Source organism: Burkholderia sp. LFS061, from assembly GCF_047978125.1.
GTDB classification, from domain to species: Bacteria; Pseudomonadota; Gammaproteobacteria; order Burkholderiales; family Burkholderiaceae; genus Burkholderia; species Burkholderia pyrrocinia_C.
Genome location: NZ_JBFPFS010000013.1, coordinates 104,284 through 122,905, shown reverse-complemented (window position 1 = coordinate 122,905; position 18,622 = coordinate 104,284). Strand labels below are relative to the sequence as shown.

Sequence of the window (18,622 nt, the reverse complement as noted above, 5' to 3'; positions counted from 1 at the left end):
GTCGGTCGGGTAATGGCAGGATTGCGGGCCTGTCCGAGTTGTTTAGAATGGGTGTATGGCGATTATCCCGGACAAGCAGGACAGTACCGTCCTGGAACGCAAGCAGCAGAAGCTCAAGCCGCCTTCGATGTACAAGGTGGTGCTGCTGAACGACGACTTCACGCCGATGGAATTCGTCGTGATGGTCGTCCAGGAGTATTTCAAGAAGGATCGCGAGACGGCCACGCAGATCATGCTGAAGGTCCATCGCGAAGGGCGAGGGGTTTGTGGGGTCTATACGCGGGACATCGCGTCGACCAAGGTTGAGCAAGTCGTTACCCATGCGCGGCAGGCCGGGCATCCGCTGCAGTGCGTGATGGAGGAAGCATGATTGCCCAGGAATTGGAAGTCAGCCTGCACATGGCGTTCATGGAAGCACGCCAGGCGCGCCATGAGTTCATTACGGTCGAGCATTTGCTGCTGGCCCTGCTGGATAATCCGACGGCAGCCGAGGTGTTGCGCGCGTGCGCGGCAAACATCGAGGATCTGCGTCAGAACCTGCGCAATTTCATCCACGACAACACGCCTACCGTCCCGGGCACCGACGACGTCGATACGCAACCGACGCTCGGTTTCCAGCGCGTGATCCAGCGCGCGATCATGCACGTGCAGTCGACGTCGAACGGCAAGAAGGAAGTGACCGGCGCGAACGTGCTGGTCGCGATCTTCGGCGAGAAGGATTCGCACGCGGTGTACTACCTGCAGCAGCAGGGCGTCACGCGCCTCGACGTCGTGAACTTCATTTCGCACGGCATCGCGAAGACGAACAACGGCGAGGCCGCGAAGTCGACCGATGCGAATGCGGAAAGCGAAGACGCGAATGCGCAGAAGGAAACGCCGCTCGCGCAGTTCACGCAGAACCTGAACCAGATGGCGAAGGACGGCCGCATCGATCCGCTGATCGGGCGCGAGCCCGAGGTCGAGCGCGTCGTGCAGGTGTTGTGCCGCCGCCGCAAGAACAATCCGCTGCTCGTCGGCGAGGCCGGCGTCGGTAAGACCGCGATCGCGGAAGGGCTCGCCTATCGCATCACGCGCGGCGAAGTGCCCGACATCCTCGCGAATGCGCAGGTCTATTCGCTCGACATGGGCGCGTTGCTCGCGGGAACCAAGTATCGCGGCGATTTCGAGCAGCGCCTGAAGACGGTGCTGAAGGAACTGAAGGAGCGCCCGCACGCGATCCTGTTCATCGACGAAATCCATACGCTGATCGGCGCGGGCGCCGCGTCGGGCGGCACGCTCGATGCGTCGAACCTGCTGAAGCCGGCGCTGTCGTCGGGCACGCTCAAGTGCATCGGCGCGACCACGTTCACCGAGTATCGCGGCATCTTCGAGAAGGATGCGGCGCTGTCGCGGCGCTTCCAGAAGGTCGACGTGAGCGAGCCGACCGTCGAGCAGACGGTCGCGATCCTGCGCGGGCTGAAGTCGCGCTTCGAGGAGCATCACGGCGTCAAGTATTCGTCGGGTGCGCTGTCGGCCGCGGCCGAACTGTCGGCGCGCTTCATCACCGACCGTCACCTGCCGGACAAGGCGATCGACGTGATCGACGAAGCGGGCGCCGCGCAGCGCATCCTGCCGAAGTCGAAGCAGAAGAAGACGATCGGCAAGAGCGAGATCGAGGAAATCATCTCGAAGATCGCGCGCGTGCCGCCGCAGAGCGTGTCGCAGGACGACCGGAGCAAGCTGCAGACGCTCGATCGCGACCTGAAGAGCGTCGTGTTCGGCCAGGATCCGGCGATCGACGCGCTGGCGGCATCGATCAAGATGGCGCGCGCGGGCCTCGGCAAGATGGACAAGCCGATCGGCGCGTTCCTGTTCTCCGGCCCGACGGGCGTCGGCAAGACCGAAGTGGCGCGCCAGCTCGCGTTCACGCTCGGCATCGAGCTGATCCGTTTCGACATGTCGGAGTATATGGAGCGTCATGCGGTGAGCCGCCTGATCGGCGCGCCGCCGGGCTATGTCGGGTTCGACCAGGGCGGGCTGCTGACCGAAGCCGTCACGAAGAAGCCGCATTGCGTGCTGCTGCTCGACGAAATCGAGAAGGCGCATCCGGACATCTACAACGTGCTGCTGCAGGTGATGGACCACGGCACGCTGACGGACAACAACGGCCGCAAGGCGGATTTCCGCAACGTCATCATCATCATGACGACGAACGCGGGCGCCGAGTCGATGCAGAAGGCGACGATCGGCTTCACGACGCGCCGCGAAACGGGCGACGAGATGACCGACATCAAGCGCCTGTTCACGCCGGAGTTCCGCAACCGCCTGGATTCGATCATCAGCTTCCGCTCGCTCGATGAGGAAATCATCATGCGCGTGGTCGACAAGTTCCTGATCCAGCTCGAGGAGCAGCTGCACGAGAAGAAGGTCGACGCGCTCTTCACCGACGCGTTGCGCAAGCATCTCGCGAAGCACGGCTTCGACCCGCTGATGGGCGCGCGGCCGATGCAGCGGCTGATCCAGGACACGATCCGTCGCGCGCTCGCCGACGAGCTGCTGTTCGGCAAGCTCGTCAACGGCGGTCACGTGACCGTCGACGTCGACGAAAGCGACAAGGTGCAGTTGTCGTTCGACAAACTGGCGAATCCGCCGCACAAGCCGAACGAAGAGACGGTCGAAGTCGAGTAAGCGATAATTCGTTGTTCATGCGAACGGCGCGGGAAGTTCTCCGCGCCGTTTCGTTTTATCCGGCGCCGGCGGCGCAATGGTGGTGCAGGGGAGTGGTAACGCAGTGACACAACAACAACGATCGTTCGACAACATCGTCGCGCGCGAACAAGGGTTGCGCCACGCGCTGACGTCGGGGCAAATGGCGATGATCGCGATCGGCGGCGCGATCGGCACGGGGCTGTTCCTAGGCAGCGGGTTCGCGATCGGGCTCGCCGGTCCGAGCGTGCTGGTCTCTTATGCGATCGGCGCGCTGATCGCGCTGCTGCTGATGGGCGCGCTCGCTGAAATGACCGTCGCGCATCCGACGGCCGGCTCGTTCGGCGCGTATGCCGAACACTACGTCGGCCCGCTCGCGGGCTTTCTGGTGCGCTATGCGTACTGGTTCGCGGTCGTGTTCGCGATCGGCACCGAGATCAGCGCGATCGCGGTGTTCATGAAGTACTGGTTTCCGGCCGTGCCCGGCTGGTACTGGGTGATCGGCTTCTCCGCGCTGCTGATCACCGTGAACCTCGCGAGCGTCACGCTGTACGGCTCGGTCGAGTACGCATTTTCGCTGCTGAAGATCGCGGCGATCGTCGTGTTCATCGTGCTCGGCGCGTACCTCGTGTGGTCAGCGCCGACCGCATCGGGCATCGGTTTCGCGAACTACACCGCGCACGACGGCTTCATGCCGAAGGGGCCGTGGGGCACCTGGGTCGCGGTGATCGTCGCGATCTTCAGCTACATGAGCATCGAGGCCGTCGCGATCGCGGCGGGCGAAGCGCGCGATCCGCAGCACGCGGTCACGCGCGCGTTTCGCTCGACGGTGTTCCGGCTCGTGCTGTTCTACCTGCTGACGCTGTCGCTGATGCTCGCAATCGTGCCGTGGACGCAGGCCGGCACCGACGAAAGCCCGTTCGTGAAGGTGATGGCCGCGACGCACGTACCGTACGCGGCGGGCGTGATCAACTTCGTGCTGCTGATCGCGGCGCTGTCGGCGATGAACAGCCAGCTCTACGTGACGACGCGGATGATGTTCAGCCTGTCGCGCGCGCGGCTCGCGCCCGCGGTATTCGGCCGGCTCGGCACGAACGGCGTGCCGCGTGCGGCGCTGTGGATCTCGACGAGCGGCGTCGCGGTGGCAGCCGTGCTGGTCGCGCTGGCGCCCGACACGGCGTTCACCGTGATGATGGCGATCGCGATGTTCGGCGCGCTGTTCACATGGCTGATGATCTTCGTCACGCACCTGCGTTTCCGTTTGCGGTATCGCGGCCCCGCGCTCGCGTTCAGGATGTGGGGTCACCCGTTCGGCAGCTTGCTCGGCGCGGGACTCGTCGCGGCGATCCTGTTCACGACCGCGTTCACGCGCGAATTCCGGATGACGATGGTGGTCGGCGTCGTGTTCGTCGTGCTGCTGACGCTCGCGTATGTGCTGCACTACCGGCACCAGCACGCACACTGACGGCGCCGACGCGGTCACGACGACCGCGCCCGCAGGCCATCCCGTTCTTCACATTCGCTAAGGTTCCGTTAAGCCGACGGCGGCTACATTCGATCCTGTCTGCAACGCGGGCCGGCACGCGCCGGCTCGCCGCTTTCCTGCAAAAGGGGTTCGAATGAACAAACTTCCCGAAATCACGCTTGCGTTCTGGATCATGAAGATCTGCGCGACGACGCTCGGCGAAACTGGCGGCGATTTGCTGTCGATGACGCTGAACGTCGGTTATGCGGTGAGTTCTATCCTGCTGTTCGGCTTCTTTCTCGTGACGCTGGGCGCGCAGCTCAAGACGACGCGCTATCGCCCGGCGGTCTACTGGGCCGTGATCGTCGCGACGAGCACGGCCGGCACGACGATGTCCGACTTCATGGATCGCACGCTCGGCCTCGGTTATGCGGCCGGCTCGTCGATCCTCGTCGCGATCCTGCTGGCGATCTTCGCGGTCTGGCGGCTCAGCGGAGAATCGCTGTCGGTCGACCTGATCCGCACGCGCAAGGTCGAACTGCTGTACTGGATCGCGATCCTGTTCTCGAACACGCTCGGCACCGCGCTCGGTGATTTCCTCGCGGACAGCTCGGGCCTCGGCTTCGGCGGCGGCGCGCTGCTGATCGGCGGGTTGCTTGCGGTGATCGTGCTCGCGCACTATTTCACGCGGATTTCCGGCGTGCTGCTGTTCTGGGCCGCGTTCGTGCTCACGCGCCCGTTCGGTGCGACGGTCGGCGACCTGCTGACGAAGCCGGTCGCGAAGGGCGGGCTCGCGCTCGGTACGGTCGGCTCGTCGGCCGTGCTGCTCGGCGTGCTGGTCGCGATGGTGATCTATGCGAGCATCGCGCACGCGCGACGACGCGAACCGGTACCCGCGCGGATCGCGCAGCCGGCCGGCGAATGACGGCGAACGAAAAAAAGGGCCGCGAGGCCCTTTTTTGTGTGTCGCGTCGTTCAGTGACGGCCGGTGCTGCCGAAGCCGCCTTCGCCGCGATCGCTTTCAGCGAAGTCGTCGACGATGTTGAACTGTGCCTGCACGACCGGCACGATCACGAGCTGTGCGAGCCGTTCGAACGGGTTCAGCACGAACTCGGTCTGGCCGCGGTTCCACGTCGAGACCATCAACTGGCCCTGGTAGTCGGAGTCGATCAGGCCGACGAGGTTGCCGAGCACGATCCCGTGCTTGTGGCCGAGGCCCGAGCGCGGCAGGATCAGCGCGGCATAGCCGGGGTCGGCGAGGTGGATCGCGAGGCCGGTCGGCACGAGCGTCGTTTCGCCCGGCTGCAGCGTGACCGGCGCGTCGAGGCACGCGCGCAGGTCGAGGCCCGCGCTGCCGGTGGTCGCGTAGGCGGGCAGGTAGTCGCGCATGCGCGCGTCGAGAATCTTCAGGTCGAGTTTCATGCGGTCGTCGAAGCGGTCGGGAAGGGCGCGGCGGCGAGGGCCGCCGCGCGGGGATCAGATCAGGTGGTTGTCGGGCAGGCGCTTCGCGATTTCCGCGACGAGCGCATGCGCGAGTTCGTCCTTCGGCGCGCGCGGCAGGCGCGTGAGGCCGGCGGCTTCGAACAGCACGACTTCGTTGTCGTCGCGGCCGAACGTCAGCGGGCCGAGGTTGCCGACCAGCAGCGGCACGTTCTTGCGCTTGCGCTTCTCGTCGCCGTGCACGTCGAGGTCGCCGCTTTCGGCCGCGAACCCGACGCAGAACGGCGGATCGGGCAGCGCCGCGACCGACGCGAGGATGTCGGGGTTCTCGACGAATGCGAGCGCCGGCATCTTGCGGTCGGCCGTCTTCTTCATCTTGTGCTCGGCGGGCTGGTCGACACGCCAGTCGGCGACCGCGGCCACCGCGATGAAGATGTCGGCATCGGCAACCGCTTGCATCACCGCGTCGTACATCTGCTGTGCGGTCTGCACGTCCTGGCGGGTCACGCCCCACGGCGTGTCGAGCGCGACCGGCCCCGCGACGAGATGCACGTCGGCGCCGGCCTGCTGCGCGGCGCGCGCGAGCGCGAAGCCCATCTTGCCGCTCGAGCGGTTCGTGAGGCCGCGCACCGGGTCGAGCGGTTCGAACGTCGGCCCGGCGGTGATCAGCACGCGCCGGTGCGCGAGCACCTTCGGCGCGAAGTGCGCGACGATCGCTTCATGGATCGCCTCGGGTTCGAGCATGCGACCGTCGCCGACTTCGCCGCACGCCTGCGCGCCCGAATCCGGGCCGAGCACCGACACGCCGTCCGCGCGCAGTTGCGCGACGTTGCGCTGCGTGGCCGGGTTTTGCCACATCTGGCGGTTCATCGCGGGAACGACGAGCAGCGGACAATCGCGCGCGACGCACAGCGTCGACAGCAGGTCGTCCGCGAACCCGTGCGCGAGCTTCGCGAGGAAATCCGTCGACGCGGGCGCGATCACGATCGCGTCGGCTTCGCGCGACAGGTCGATGTGCGCCATGTTGTTGTCGATGCGCGCGTCCCACTGGCTCGTGTAGACGGGCCGGCCCGACAGCGCCTGCATCGTGACGGGCGTGATGAACTGCGTGGCGGCTTCGGTCATCGCGACCTGCACGGTCGCGCCGGCCTTCGTGAGCAGCCGGGTGAGCTCGGCGATCTTGTAGCAGGCGATGCCGCCCGTCAGGCCGAGAACGAGGTGTTTTCCAGCGAGTTCTGCGTGTGCCAACTCAGGCCTCCAAGGGTCAAACGGAACGGCCGGCGCGAAGCCGGCCGTCGACGCCGAGTATGCGCGCTTAGCGCGAGCCGCGCACGCGACGCAGTTCGTCGTAGATCAGCAGCACCGCGCCGACCGTGATCGCGGAATCGGCGAGGTTGAACGCCGGGAAGTGCCAGGCGCCGAGGTGGAAATCGAGGAAGTCGATCACGTGACCGTAGACGAGCCGGTCGATCACGTTGCCGAGTGCGCCGCCGAGGATCAACGCGAGCGACAGGCTGAACAGCCGCTGGTGGCCGTGGCGCTTCAGCAGGAAGCAGATCACGAGCGTCGCGCCGATCCCGAGCGCAGTGAACGCCCAGCGCTGCCAGCCGCCCGCGGTCGACAGGAAGCCGAACGCGGCGCCGCGGTTGTACACCAGCACGAGGTTGAAGAACGACGTCAGCGCATGCTGCGCGCCGTACGCGAACGTTTTCAGGATCGCGATCTTCGACAGTTGATCGAACAGGATCACGATCAGCGAAATGCCGAGCCAGGGCGCAAGCGCGCCGCTGGCCGGTTTCGACAGGGTTTTCGCCATAGTTAAGCAGCGCTCCGGATTTCGCCGTTTTCAAAGAGGTTCGAGAAGCAGCGGCCGCACAGCGTCGGATGATCGGCGTGCGCGCCGACATCTTCGCGGTAGTGCCAGCAGCGTTCGCACTTCTGGTACTTCGACGCGGCCACGTCGACGCTTTCCTGCGCTTCGTCGTCGACCTTGACGACCGTCGCGGCCGACGTGATCAGCACGAACTTCAGGTCTTCGCCGAGGCTCGTGAGCGCGTCGTGGCGCGCGCCGCTCGCGTGCACGGTCACTTCGGCCTGCAGCGACGAACCGATGCGGTTCGCGGTGCGCGCTTCCTCGAGCGCCTTCGTCACGTTGCCGCGGACGTCGCGCAGCAGCGCCCACTTCTCGATCAGCGCGGCCGAGCCGGCGACTTCCGGATACGCGTAGTAGGTTTCCGTGAAGATCGTGTCGCTGGCCGGCTGGAACACCTTCCATGCTTCTTCCGCCGTGAACGACAGGAACGGCGCGAGCACGCGCAGCAGGCCGTGCGTCAGGTGGTACAGCGCCGTCTGCGCGGAGCGGCGTGCGCGCGAATCGGCCGCGCTCGTGTACAGGCGGTCCTTCAGCACGTCGAGGTAGAAGCCGCCGAGATCTTCCGAGCAGTACGTCTGCAGCTTCGCGACGACCGGGTGGAATTCGTACTTCTCGTAATGGCCGAGCAGTTCCGTCTGCAGTTGCGCCGAGAACGCGACCGCATAACGGTCGATCTCGAGCCATTCGCCGACCGGCACCGCGTGCTGCGCGTAGTCGAAGTCCGACAGGTTCGCGAGCAGGAAGCGCAGCGTGTTGCGGATGCGGCGATAGCCTTCGGTCACGCGCTTCAGGATTTCCTCGGAGATCGCGAGCTCGCCCGAATAGTCGGTCGACGCGATCCACAGGCGGATGATTTCCGCGCCGAGGCGGTTCGCGACTTCATGCGGGTCGACGCCGTTGCCGAGCGACTTGCTCATCTTGCGGCCTTCGCCGTCGACCGTGAAGCCGTGCGTGAGCAGGCCCTTGTACGGTGCGCGGCCGTCGATCATCGACGCGGTCAGCAGCGACGAGTGGAACCAGCCGCGATGCTGGTCCGAGCCTTCGAGGTACAGGTCGGCCGGGAACTGCAGTTGATCCTTGTGCGAGCCGCGCAGCACGTGCCAGTGCGTCGTGCCCGAGTCGAACCACACGTCGAGCGTGTCGCGGTTCTTTTCGTACAGGTTCGCGTCGTCGCCGATCAGCTCGCGCGGATCGAGCGTCTGCCACGCCTCGATGCCCGACTGCTCGACGCGCTTCGCGACTTCCTCGAGCAGTTCGAGCGTGCGCGGGTGCAGCTCGCCGGTTTCCTTGTGCACGAAGAACGCCATCGGCACGCCCCACTGGCGCTGGCGCGACAGCGTCCAGTCGGGACGGTTCGCGATCATGCTGAACAGGCGCTGCTTGCCCCACGACGGGTAGAACGCGGTCGCGTCGACGCCTTCGAGCGCCGTTTCGCGCAGCGTCTTGCCGCCGGCGCGCGGCGTGACGTCCATGCCGGCGAACCACTGCGACGTCGCGCGATAGATGATCGGCGTCTTGTGGCGCCAGCAGTGCATGTAGCTGTGCGTGTACTTCTCGCTGCGCAGCAGCGAGCCGGCCGCGTTCAGCGCGTCGACGATCTTCGGGTTCGCATCCCAGATCGACAGGCCGCCGAACAGCGGCAGCGATTCGATATAGCGGCCGTCGCCCATCACCGGGTTGATGAAGTCCGAATCGGTCATCCCGTGCGCCTTGCAGGACATGAAGTCCTCGATGCCGTACGCGGGCGACGAGTGCACGACGCCGGTGCCCGTGTCGGTCGTCACGTAGTCGCCGAGGTAGACGGGCGCAGTGCGCTTGTAGCCGGGGTGGGCCGGTGCGAGCGGGTGGTGGAAGCGCAGGTTCGCGAGCTTCACGCCCGGCGCGGTCGCGACGACGCGGCCCGTCAGCTTGAATTCCTCCATGCATGCGGCGACGCGTTCTTCCGCGATGATCAGCAGCCCGCGCTCGGTGTCGACCAGCGCGTAGACGATTTCCGGATGGAGGTTCAGCGCCTGGTTCGCGGGAATCGTCCACGGCGTGGTGGTCCAGATCACGATGCCGCCTTCGGCGCGCGGCAGTGCCGGCAGGCCGAACGCCTGCGCGGTCTTTTCCGGTTCCGCGAACGCGAACATCACATCGATCGTCGGATCGGTGCGGTCCTTGTACTCGACTTCCGCTTCGGCGAGTGCCGAGCCGCAGTCGAAGCACCAGTTCACCGGCTTCAGCCCGCGATACACATAACCCTTCTCGATGATCTTGCCGAGCGCGCGGATCTCTTCCGCCTCGTTGACGAAGTTCATCGTCTTGTACGGGTTGGCCCAGTCGCCGAGCACGCCGAGGCGCTTGAAGCCGACCTTCTGCTTCTCGATCTGCTCGGTCGCGTATGCGCGCGCCTTGCTCATCACTTCGGCCGCCGGCAGCGACTTGCCGAACTGCTTCTCGATCTGGATCTCGATCGGCATCCCGTGGCAATCCCAGCCCGGCACGTACGGCGCGTCGAAGCCGGCCATGTTGCGCGACTTGACGACGATGTCCTTCAGGATCTTGTTGACGGCGTGGCCGAGGTGGATGTCGCCGTTCGCATACGGCGGGCCGTCGTGCAGGATGAACTTCGGCCGGCCCTTGCTGGCCGCGCGGATCTTGTCGTAGATGCCGCGCTCTTCCCATTCCTTGACCCACTGCGGCTCGCGCTTGGGCAGGTCGCCGCGCATCGGGAACGGCGTGTCGAGCAGGTTGACCGGATACTTGGCCTGCGGTTTCGAATCGGCTTTCTTGTTGCTCATGATGGGATCGCTATCAAATCGGGGGACGCTCGTGCGTCGTGAATCGGGTATGCGCGCGACTGTGCGGCGCGTGGGTGCGGCGCGGGGCGCCGCCGTCCGGATCAGCTAATTCGGTCGGTTGCCGACGTCGAGAAGCCCGTTGCGCGGCTGCCCGGCGCACGATCGCGCTCGACGAAATACGCGCGCGCATTCGCGACGTCCAGTGCGATCGCGCGCGACAGCGCCTCGAGATCGTCGAATTTCGCTTCGTCGCGCAGCTTCTTCAGGAATTCGACGCGGATGAGCTTGCCGTACGCATCGCCGTGCCAGTCGAGCAGATGGACTTCGAGCAGCACGCGGCCCGAATCGTCGACGGTCGGACGCAGGCCGAGGCTCGCGACGCCCGGCAGCGGGTCGGGGCCGAGGCCGTGCACCTGCACGACGAAGATGCCTGCGAGCGCCGGCCGCTTGTGCGCGATCGGCAGGTTCAGCGTCGGGAAGCCGAGGTCGCGGCCGAGCTTCAGCCCGTGCGCGACGTGGCCGCTGATCGCATAACCGTGGCCGAGCGCCTGCGCGGCCGCGTCGAGATCGCCGGCCGCGAGCGCGGCGCGCACGCCCGAGCTCGAGATGCGCGTGCCGTCGCTGCCGGCCACCGTGCCCATTTGCTCGACTTCGAAGCCGTATTGCTCGCCGGCCGCCTTCAGCGTGTCGAAGGTGCCCGCGCGCTTCGCGCCGTAGCAGAAATCGTCGCCGACCATCATCCAGCGCGTGTGCAGCCCGTTCACCAGCGTGCGCTCGACGAACGCCTGCGGCGACTGGCTCGCGAACGTGTGATTGAAGTGCTCGACGACCACGCGGTCGACGCCGTGCTCGCGCAGTGCCTCGAGCTTGTCGCGCAGCATCGCGATGCGCGGCGGCGCGCCGGCCGGGTTGAAGAATTCGCGCGGGTGCGGCTCGAAAGTCATCACGCACACGGGCAGGCCGCGCGCGTCCGCTGCCGCGCGCACGCGCGCGAGCAGGGCCTGGTGTCCGCGATGGACACCGTCGAAGTTGCCGATCGTCAGCGCGCACGGGGCGCGGCTCTCGGCGTTGGGCAGGCCGCGGAAGACTTTCACGATAGCGGATGCAGCGTCGGGGAATGAGCGGTGGGATGCCGCAAAGCAGAAGATTATAAACGTTCGGGCGGGCCGGCGGCCGAGAAGGCGGGAAACGCGGGGGCGAATGGTAAAATTCGCGGATGAAAAAACTCGTGATCCTGATTTCCGGTCGCGGCAGCAACATGGAGGCCATCGTCCGCGCGTGCGCGCAGGAACGCTGGCCGGCCGAGGTTGCTGCCGTGATCGCCAACCGGCCCGATGCGGCCGGCCTGGCTTTTGCCGCGTCGCACGGGGTGGCGACCGCGGTGGTCGACCACCGGTCGTTCGACGGCCGCGACAGCTTCGACGCGGCGCTCGCCGCCGAGATCGACCGCTTTGCCCCCGATCTCGTGATCCTCGCGGGCTTCATGCGCATCCTCACGCCGGCATTCGTCAGACGATACGAAGGCCGGCTGCTGAACATTCACCCGTCGCTGCTGCCGAGCTTCAAGGGCATCCACACGCACCAGCAGGCGCTGGACGCGGGTGTCGCGCTGCACGGCGCGAGCGTGCACTTCGTGATTCCCGAGCTCGACAGCGGTGCGATCGTCGCGCAGGGCGCGGTGCCCGTGCGCGCGGGCGACGACGCGGCCGCGCTCGCGCAGCGCGTGCTGACGGTCGAGCATGTGCTGTATCCGCGCGCGGTGCGCTGGTTCGTCGACGGGCGTTTGCGCCTCGAGAACGGCCGGGCAGTGGTGGCGCCGGAAGAGGCGCGCTGGATTTTCGCGGATCAACCGCATACCGAAACGAGTGAGGGCGTATGAAGCTGCACGGATTCCTGATCGGCCAGACCGAGACTTTGCTGGCCGAGGTGCTGAAGTTCGCCGGCCCCGCCGACGCGACGACGAGCCGGTTCTTCCGCGCGCACCCGAAGCTCGGCCATGCCGAGCGCGGCGTGATCGCCGAGGCCGTGTTCGCGGTGCTGCGCCGGAAGATGGAGTTTTCGCATCTCGCCGAGAGCGGCACGGGCACGCCCGCGCGGCGCCTCACGCTGCTCGGCCTGATGCAGACGGCCGGCCGCAATGCGCTTAAGCCGTTTTTGTCCGACACCGAGTCCGCATGGCTCGAGCACGTATCGAAGATCGATCCCGCGAGCCTGCCGGTGCGCGTGCGCACGAACCTGCCGGACTGGATCCACCAGGCGCTGTCGGCCCGATTCGATGCCGAGGAGCTCGCGCAGCTTGCCGCCGCGCTGAATTACCCGGCGCCGCTCGACCTGCGCGCCAACGCGCAGAAGGCGACCCGCGACCAGGTGATCGACGCGCTGCGCGCGAACGGCATCGATGCCGGTGCGATGCCGTTCGCGCCGTTCGGCGTGCGTGTCGTCGGCAAGCCGGCGCTGACGCGCCTGAAGCTGTTCGAGGAAGGCCAGATCGAGGTGCAGGACGAAGGCAGCCAGTTGCTGTGCTCGCTGGTCGCGCCGCGCCGCGGCGAGATGGTCGTCGATTTCTGCGCGGGCGCGGGCGGCAAGACGCTCGCGCTGGGCGCGATGATGCGCTCGACCGGGCGCCTCTATGCGTTCGACGTGTCGGAAAAGCGCCTTGCGAAGCTGAAGCCGCGCCTCGCGCGCAGCGGGCTGTCGAACGTGAACCCGGTGCTGATCGACAGCGAGCACGACGCGAAGATCAAGCGGCTCGCCGGCAAGATCGACCGCGTACTGGTCGACGCGCCGTGCAGCGGCCTCGGCACGCTGCGCCGCAATCCGGACCTGAAGTGGCGCCAGACGCGCACGGCGATCGACGAACTGGCGCCGAAGCAGGCGTCGATCCTCGCGAGCGCCGCGCGCCTCGTGAAGAAGGGCGGCCGGCTCGTCTACGCGACCTGCAGCGTGCTCGACGCCGAGAACGAGCGCATCGTCGAGCAGTTCCTGGCCGACCATCCCGAGTTCGTGCTGGTGCCTGCACAGAAGGTGCTGGCCGACCAGCGCATCGAACTCGAGACGGGCGACTACCTGTCGTTGTGGCCGCACCGTCACGCGACCGACGGCTTCTTCGCCGCGGTGCTCGAGCGGCGCGCGCAGTAACGGCGGCACGGACGGACTATGGAGAATCTGCAGAGCCGCCTGCTGTCGCACCGGCTGGCATCGGTGATTCGCGACTTTCACCAGCCGGTGATGATCTGGCAGGCGGCGATCCTCGTCGGCGCGCTGTGTTTCGCATGGGTGGCCGCACGCTTCGTGCACGGCCGGATCGATGCGCGCCGGCGGGCGGCCGGACGCGCGCCCGGTGCGGGTGCGCATAGCCTGAAACGCGCTTTGTTTCCGTTGTTCGGCGGCATCTTCGTGGGCGTCGCGCAGCTTGCGTTCGACCCGTTCATGTCGACGGCGCTGCTGTCGCTCGCGCTCGTGCCGTTATTCGGCATCGGGCTGATCTACGTGCTGTTCTTCTTCGCGCGGCGCGTGTTCGCGCGCGATGGCCACACGCATGCGTGGCTGTCGATCGTCGAGAAGATCGTGTCGACCGTCGTGTGGGCCGCGATGGTGCTGACCGTGCTCGGCATCCAGCACGACGTGCTCGGCTGGCTCGACAGCGTGCAGTTCCGCGTCGCCAATGCGCACCTCACGCTGCTGTCGCTGATCTCCGGCGCGCTGTGGGTCTGCGTGACGCTGATGGTCGCGATGTGGCTCGGCTCGGTGCTCGAGGATCGCCTCACGCGCGCGAGCACGCTCGATGCGAACCTGAAGGTCGTGCTGTCGCGGGTCGGCCGCGCGCTGCTCGTGTTCGCGGCGATCCTGATCGGGCTGTCGCTCGTCGGCATCGACGTGACGGTGCTCGGCGTGTTCGGCGGCGCGGTCGGTGTCGGCCTCGGCTTCGGGCTGCAGAAGATCGCGAGCAACTACGTGTCGGGCTTCATCATCCTGCTCGACCGCTCGCTGCGGCTCGGCGACGCGATCAGCGTCGGCGGGCTGCAGGGCGTCGTCACGCAGATCCGTACGCGCTACACGGTCGTGCGCGGCCTCGACGGCAACGAGACGCTGATCCCGAACGAGAAGCTGATCACCGACGTCGTGCAGAACCAGTCGTCGTACCTGACGCGCGGTTATGCGAAGGTCGCGGTGCAGGTCGCGTACACGAGCGATGTCGAGCACGCGCTCGTGCTGCTCGCCGACGCCGCGAAGGACGTGCCGCGCGTGCTGGCGGAGCCTGCGCCGACCTCTTATCTGGTGAGCTTCGGCGCGGACGGGATCGACCTGGAGCTCGGCTTCTGGATCGAGGATTCGGCGAAAGGCACGTCGGGCGTGCGTTCGGCCGTGAACCGCAACATCTGGCGGCTGTTCGGCGAGCACGGGATTTCGATTCCGTTTCCGCAGCGCGAAGTGCGCGTCGTCGGGCTGCCGGACAGTTTTGCCGCCACTGGTGCGGCGGCGGGGCACGATCCGGCGGCCGGCGATCCGGCGGCCGGCGGTCCGGTGGCCGGCAACGGTGCGGCGGACGGGCGCGCGCCGGCTGCATAGCGCGCGGCGGCCGTCAATCGTATCGATCCCGCGGTCGGAACCGGATCGCGGGCCTTTCCAAGTCCGCCCGTGGACTGTTCCGGTTGCGCCAGGGCAAGAAAATATTCATTTTTTACAAAGACTTGGAACGGTTGAAGTAAAATCCAAGTCTATTCGCGGTATGCTTTCATTTTTCTGACGCCTGCGCGAGCCGGCATCGCTCTCATCTCATCACAGGTAACTGCCTTGTTGAATTCCCTGCTCGATTTTCTTTCCCACGGGCTCCTGCATTTTTCGTGGTGGCAGGTCGCGCTGTTCGCGCTCGCCGTCACGCACGTCACGATCATCGGCGTGACGGTCTACCTGCATCGTTGCCAGGCGCACCGCGCACTGGAACTGCATCCGATCGCGAGCCACTTCTTCCGCCTCTGGCTGTGGATGACGACCGGCATGCTGACCGGCCAGTGGGCCGCGATTCACCGCAAGCACCATGCGAAGTGCGAGACCGAGGAAGATCCGCACAGCCCGCAGACGCGCGGCATCTGGAAGGTGTTCCTCGAGGGCGCCGAGCTGTATCGCGCGGAAGCGAAGAATGAAGAGACGATGCGCAAGTTCAGCCACGGCACGCCGAACGACTGGATCGAACGCAATATCTATTCGAAGTATCCGATCCTCGGCGTGAGCCTGATGATGGTGATCGACGTCGCGCTGTTCGGCGTGCTCGGCCTGACCGTGTGGGCCGTGCAGATGGTCTGGATTCCGTTCTGGGCGGCAGGCGTCGTCAACGGCTTCGGCCACTTCTGGGGCTACCGCAACTTCAACTCGGCCGACGCGAGCACGAACCTGTTCCCGTGGGGCATCGTGATCGGTGGCGAAGAGCTGCACAACAACCACCACACGTTCGCGACGTCGGCGAAGCTGTCGAACAAGTGGTACGAGTTCGACATCGGCTGGATGTACATCCGCATCATGTCGGCGTTCGGTCTCGCGAAGGTGAAGAAGGTCGCGCCGACGCCGCGCCTGAACAAGCCGAAGACGGTGCTGGACCAGGAAACGCTGCAGGCCGTGCTGTCGAACCGCTACGAAGTGATGGCGCGCTACGGCAAGGCCGTGAAGCGTGCGTACCGTCAGGAGCTCGCGCATCTGAAGGAGCTCGGTTCGAGCGAGAAGTACCAGTTGATGCGCGGCGCGCGCAAGTGGTTCCACAAGGACGCCGACGGCCTCGACGAGCCGCAGAAGAAGCTGCTGCCGGAAATCTTCGCGAACAGCCAGAAGCTGCATACCTACTTCCAGTTGCGCCAGGATCTCGCCGCGATCTGGGATCGTTCGACCGCGTCGCGCGAACAGCTTCTCGCGCAATTGCAGGATTGGTGCCATCGAGCGGAACAAAGCGGCATCAAGGCGTTGCAGGAATTCGCGACACGCCTGCGTCGCTACGCCTGATTCGAAATCGATTAGAATCTCAGGACGTCAAAAACCCCGCGTTGGCGGGGTTTTTTCATTTGGGCCGCCGGTTTTTGACGAAAGAAATCGGCAGGGCTCGAATTTGTATGAGGCTTGGGGCAGCGGCGCAATGGTGCCCCGGGGCGAGCGTAGAGGATGGGATCGGAGTAGTGTTGAAGCGCTGATTCTGGTTGACCGCGAAGCATGGGGGCCGAGTAAGCGCTAAAGCGCCAACTCGGACCGACCGCGAAGCATGGGATCAGAGTAAGCGCTAAAGCGCTAACTCTGATCGACAGGAGATATGGAGATGCAATCGACGATCAAACCCGTCGAGTACGACCGGCCCGTCGCAGCAGGGACCGTGTGCGGCGTGGGGCAGGCATGGGCCAAGGTGCCCGATGTGCCGTCCCCCGAGGAACGCGCTGCGCTGAAGGCGCGCATCAAGGCGCTGCTCGTGCGTGAAAAGGCCGTGCTGGTCGCGCACTACTACGTGGATGCCGAGCTACAGGAACTCGCCGACGAAACCGGCGGCTGCGTTGCCGATTCGCTCGAAATGGCCCGCTTCGGCCGCGATCACGACGCGCAGACGCTGGTCGTCGCCGGCGTGCGCTTCATGGGCGAAACCGCGAAGATCCTGAGCCCGAACAAGCGGATCCTGATGCCCGATCTCGATGCGACCTGTTCGCTCGACCTCGGCTGCCCGGTCGATGAATTCTCGGCGTTCTGCGATGCGCATCCCGATCGTACCGTCGTCGTCTATGCGAACACCAGCGCGGCCGTGAAGGCCCGCGCGGACTGGATGGTCACGTCGTCGATCGGCCTCGAGATCGTGGCCGACCTGCACGCGCGCGGCGAGAAGATCATCTGGGCGCCCGATCGCCATCTTGGCAGTTATATCCAGAAGAAAACCGGCGCGGACATGCTGCTGTGGCAGGGCTCGTGCCTCGTCCACGACGAGTTCAAGGGCATCGAGCTCGATCTGCTGCGCGCCGAATATCCGGACGCGAAGGTACTCGTCCATCCGGAATCGCCGGAAAGCGTCGTTGCGCAGGCCGATGTGGTCGGCTCGACGACGCAGCTGATCGATGCGGCCGTGAAGCTGGACGCGACGCGCTTCATCGTCGCGACCGATCTCGGCATCCTGCACAAGATGCAACTCGCGGCGCCAGGCAAGACCTTCATCGCGGCGCCGACGGCCGGCAACAGTGCGACCTGCAAGAGCTGCGCGCACTGCCCGTGGATGGCGATGAACGGTCTTGCGAACCTCGCCGACGTGCTCGAACGCGGTCACAACGAGATCTTCGTCGATCAGGCGATCGGCGAACGTGCGCGCCTGCCGATCGACCGGATGCTCGATTTCGCGGCCGCGCACAAGAAGCGCGTGCAGGCGAGCGGCGACCTGCAGCGCGACCAGCAACTGTTTGCGAACGTGGGGGCAGCGTAATGGACGGCCCGCACGCTCACATTCGATCGCTGCCGTCCGGCGTCGCGGCCGTATCTCCGCTTTACGACGTCGTTCGCGAGCAATACGGCGCGGCATTCGACGACGCGATCGCGCGCAACGTCGCCGATGCGATCGCGGAAGACGTCGGCACCGGCGACCAGACCGGGCGGCTCGTGCCGGCCGGCGGGCGTCGCCGCGCGCGCATCATCGTGCGCGAGGAAGCCGTGCTGTGCGGCGTGCCGTGGTTCGAGGCCGTGATCGGCAGGATCGATCCGGCGATCGCCGTGCAATGGCGCTATCGCGAAGGCGACCGGATGATGCCCGATTCGACCGTCTGCGAACTCGAAGGGCCGGCGCGCGCGCTGTTGACGGCCGAGCGCAACGGGCTGAATTTCCTGCAACTGCTGTCGGGTGTCGCGACCGCGACGCGCCGTTACGTCGACCGCGTCGAAGGCACGCGCGCGAAGATCCTCGACACGCGCAAGACGCTGCCGGGCCTGCGCCTCGCGCAGAAGTACGCGGTGCGCGTCGGCGGCGGCGAGAACCAGCGTCTCGCGCTGTACGACGGCATCCTGATCAAGGAGAACCACATCGCAGCGGCGGGTGGTGTCGGCGAGGCGCTCGACGCGGCGTTCGCGCTCGATTCGGGCGTGCCCGTGCAGGTTGAAGTCGAGACGCTCGCGCAGCTCGACACGGCGCTCGCGCATCGCGCGCAGTCGGTGCTGCTCGACAATTTCACGCTCGACATGATGCGTGAAGCGGTGCGTGTGGCGGCCGGCAAGGCCGTGCTCGAGGTGTCGGGCGGCGTCAATTTCGACACGGTCCGCGCGTTCGCGGAGACGGGCGTCGATCGCATCTCGATCGGCGCGCTGACGAAGGACGTGCGTGCGACGGATTATTCGATGCGGATCGTCGACTGACCGAGCGTCATGTGATCAGAC

General features: G+C 66.2%; 15 protein-coding genes. 10 read left to right on the top strand and 5 right to left on the bottom strand.

Translation table 11 applies throughout. The features are described 5' to 3' along the window. The first annotated feature begins 55 nt into the window (after positions 1 to 55). From clpS to ACNQQL_RS14935, 4 genes are all read left to right on the top strand, one after another. Positions 56 to 370 carry an ATP-dependent Clp protease adapter ClpS gene (gene clpS, locus ACNQQL_RS14950; protein WP_006398529.1) on the top strand — a complete coding sequence of 105 codons (315 nt, stop codon included), beginning with the start codon at positions 56 to 58 and terminating at the stop codon, positions 368 to 370. After that, a complete protein-coding gene (gene clpA / locus ACNQQL_RS14945; protein WP_072444902.1) occupies positions 367 to 2,667 on the top strand; it encodes an ATP-dependent Clp protease ATP-binding subunit ClpA in 2,301 nt (766 codons plus the stop codon). The genes clpS and clpA overlap by 4 nt, the downstream gene beginning before the upstream one ends. 103 nt (positions 2,668 to 2,770) lie before the next feature. Continuing rightward, the gene (locus ACNQQL_RS14940; RefSeq protein WP_347064555.1) at positions 2,771 to 4,150 is read left to right on the top strand and encodes an amino acid permease; all 1,380 of its coding nucleotides are present in this window, start codon (positions 2,771 to 2,773) and stop codon (positions 4,148 to 4,150) included. A gap of 154 nt (positions 4,151 to 4,304) precedes the next feature. Continuing rightward, the gene (locus ACNQQL_RS14935; protein WP_347064554.1) at positions 4,305 to 5,075 is read left to right on the top strand and encodes a hypothetical protein; all 771 of its coding nucleotides are present in this window, start codon (positions 4,305 to 4,307) and stop codon (positions 5,073 to 5,075) included. Positions 5,076 to 5,125: 50 nt separating this feature from the next. Here the strand turns inward: ACNQQL_RS14935 and dut are convergent, their stop codons facing one another. The 5 genes from dut to ACNQQL_RS14910 form a co-directional block, all read right to left on the bottom strand. Continuing rightward, positions 5,126 to 5,572 (bottom strand): dUTP diphosphatase, encoded by a 447-nt coding sequence (gene dut / locus ACNQQL_RS14930; protein ID WP_021160741.1) that lies wholly within the window; start codon positions 5,570 to 5,572, stop codon positions 5,126 to 5,128. Between the two features lie 54 nt (positions 5,573 to 5,626). After that, entirely contained in the window at positions 5,627 to 6,838 is a 1,212-nt protein-coding gene (coaBC, locus tag ACNQQL_RS14925) for a bifunctional phosphopantothenoylcysteine decarboxylase/phosphopantothenate--cysteine ligase CoaBC (protein ID WP_347064553.1), read from the bottom strand. 67 nt (positions 6,839 to 6,905) lie between these two features. After that, positions 6,906 to 7,406 carry a signal peptidase II gene (gene lspA, locus ACNQQL_RS14920; protein WP_034178821.1) on the bottom strand — a complete coding sequence of 167 codons (501 nt, stop codon included), beginning with the start codon at positions 7,404 to 7,406 and terminating at the stop codon, positions 6,906 to 6,908. A 2-nt stretch (positions 7,407 to 7,408) separates the two neighbouring features. Then, positions 7,409 to 10,246: an isoleucine--tRNA ligase gene (ileS, locus tag ACNQQL_RS14915; RefSeq protein WP_204424238.1), complete on the bottom strand. Its 2,838-nt coding sequence runs from the start codon at positions 10,244 to 10,246 to the stop codon at positions 7,409 to 7,411. Positions 10,247 to 10,347: 101 nt separating this feature from the next. Further along, positions 10,348 to 11,340, bottom strand: coding sequence for a bifunctional riboflavin kinase/FAD synthetase (locus tag ACNQQL_RS14910; protein ID WP_072444889.1), 993 nt, complete (start codon positions 11,338 to 11,340; stop codon positions 10,348 to 10,350). A gap of 122 nt (positions 11,341 to 11,462) precedes the next feature. Here ACNQQL_RS14910 and purN point away from each other — a divergent pair, with 122 nt between their 5' ends. The 6 genes from purN (at position 11,463) to nadC (ending at position 18,601) form a co-directional block, all read left to right on the top strand. Continuing rightward, positions 11,463 to 12,125: a phosphoribosylglycinamide formyltransferase gene (gene purN / locus ACNQQL_RS14905; protein WP_347064552.1), complete on the top strand. Its 663-nt coding sequence runs from the start codon at positions 11,463 to 11,465 to the stop codon at positions 12,123 to 12,125. Continuing rightward, a complete protein-coding gene (locus ACNQQL_RS14900; RefSeq protein ID WP_347064551.1) occupies positions 12,122 to 13,384 on the top strand; it encodes an RsmB/NOP family class I SAM-dependent RNA methyltransferase in 1,263 nt (420 codons plus the stop codon). The genes purN and ACNQQL_RS14900 overlap by 4 nt, the downstream gene beginning before the upstream one ends. Before the next feature lie 18 nt (positions 13,385 to 13,402). Next, positions 13,403 to 14,815, top strand: a complete 1,413-nt coding sequence (locus ACNQQL_RS14895; RefSeq protein ID WP_347064550.1) for a mechanosensitive ion channel family protein — start codon at positions 13,403 to 13,405, stop codon at positions 14,813 to 14,815. Positions 14,816 to 15,040: 225 nt separating this feature from the next. Then, positions 15,041 to 16,237: an acyl-CoA desaturase gene (locus ACNQQL_RS14890; RefSeq protein ID WP_347064549.1), complete on the top strand. Its 1,197-nt coding sequence runs from the start codon at positions 15,041 to 15,043 to the stop codon at positions 16,235 to 16,237. 307 nt (positions 16,238 to 16,544) lie between these two features. After that, positions 16,545 to 17,681: a quinolinate synthase NadA gene (nadA, locus tag ACNQQL_RS14885; RefSeq protein ID WP_347064548.1), complete on the top strand. Its 1,137-nt coding sequence runs from the start codon at positions 16,545 to 16,547 to the stop codon at positions 17,679 to 17,681. Continuing rightward, positions 17,681 to 18,601 carry a carboxylating nicotinate-nucleotide diphosphorylase gene (nadC, locus tag ACNQQL_RS14880; RefSeq protein ID WP_347064547.1) on the top strand — a complete coding sequence of 307 codons (921 nt, stop codon included), beginning with the start codon at positions 17,681 to 17,683 and terminating at the stop codon, positions 18,599 to 18,601. The genes nadA and nadC overlap by 1 nt, the downstream gene beginning before the upstream one ends. Positions 18,602 to 18,622: the final 21 nt, after the last annotated feature.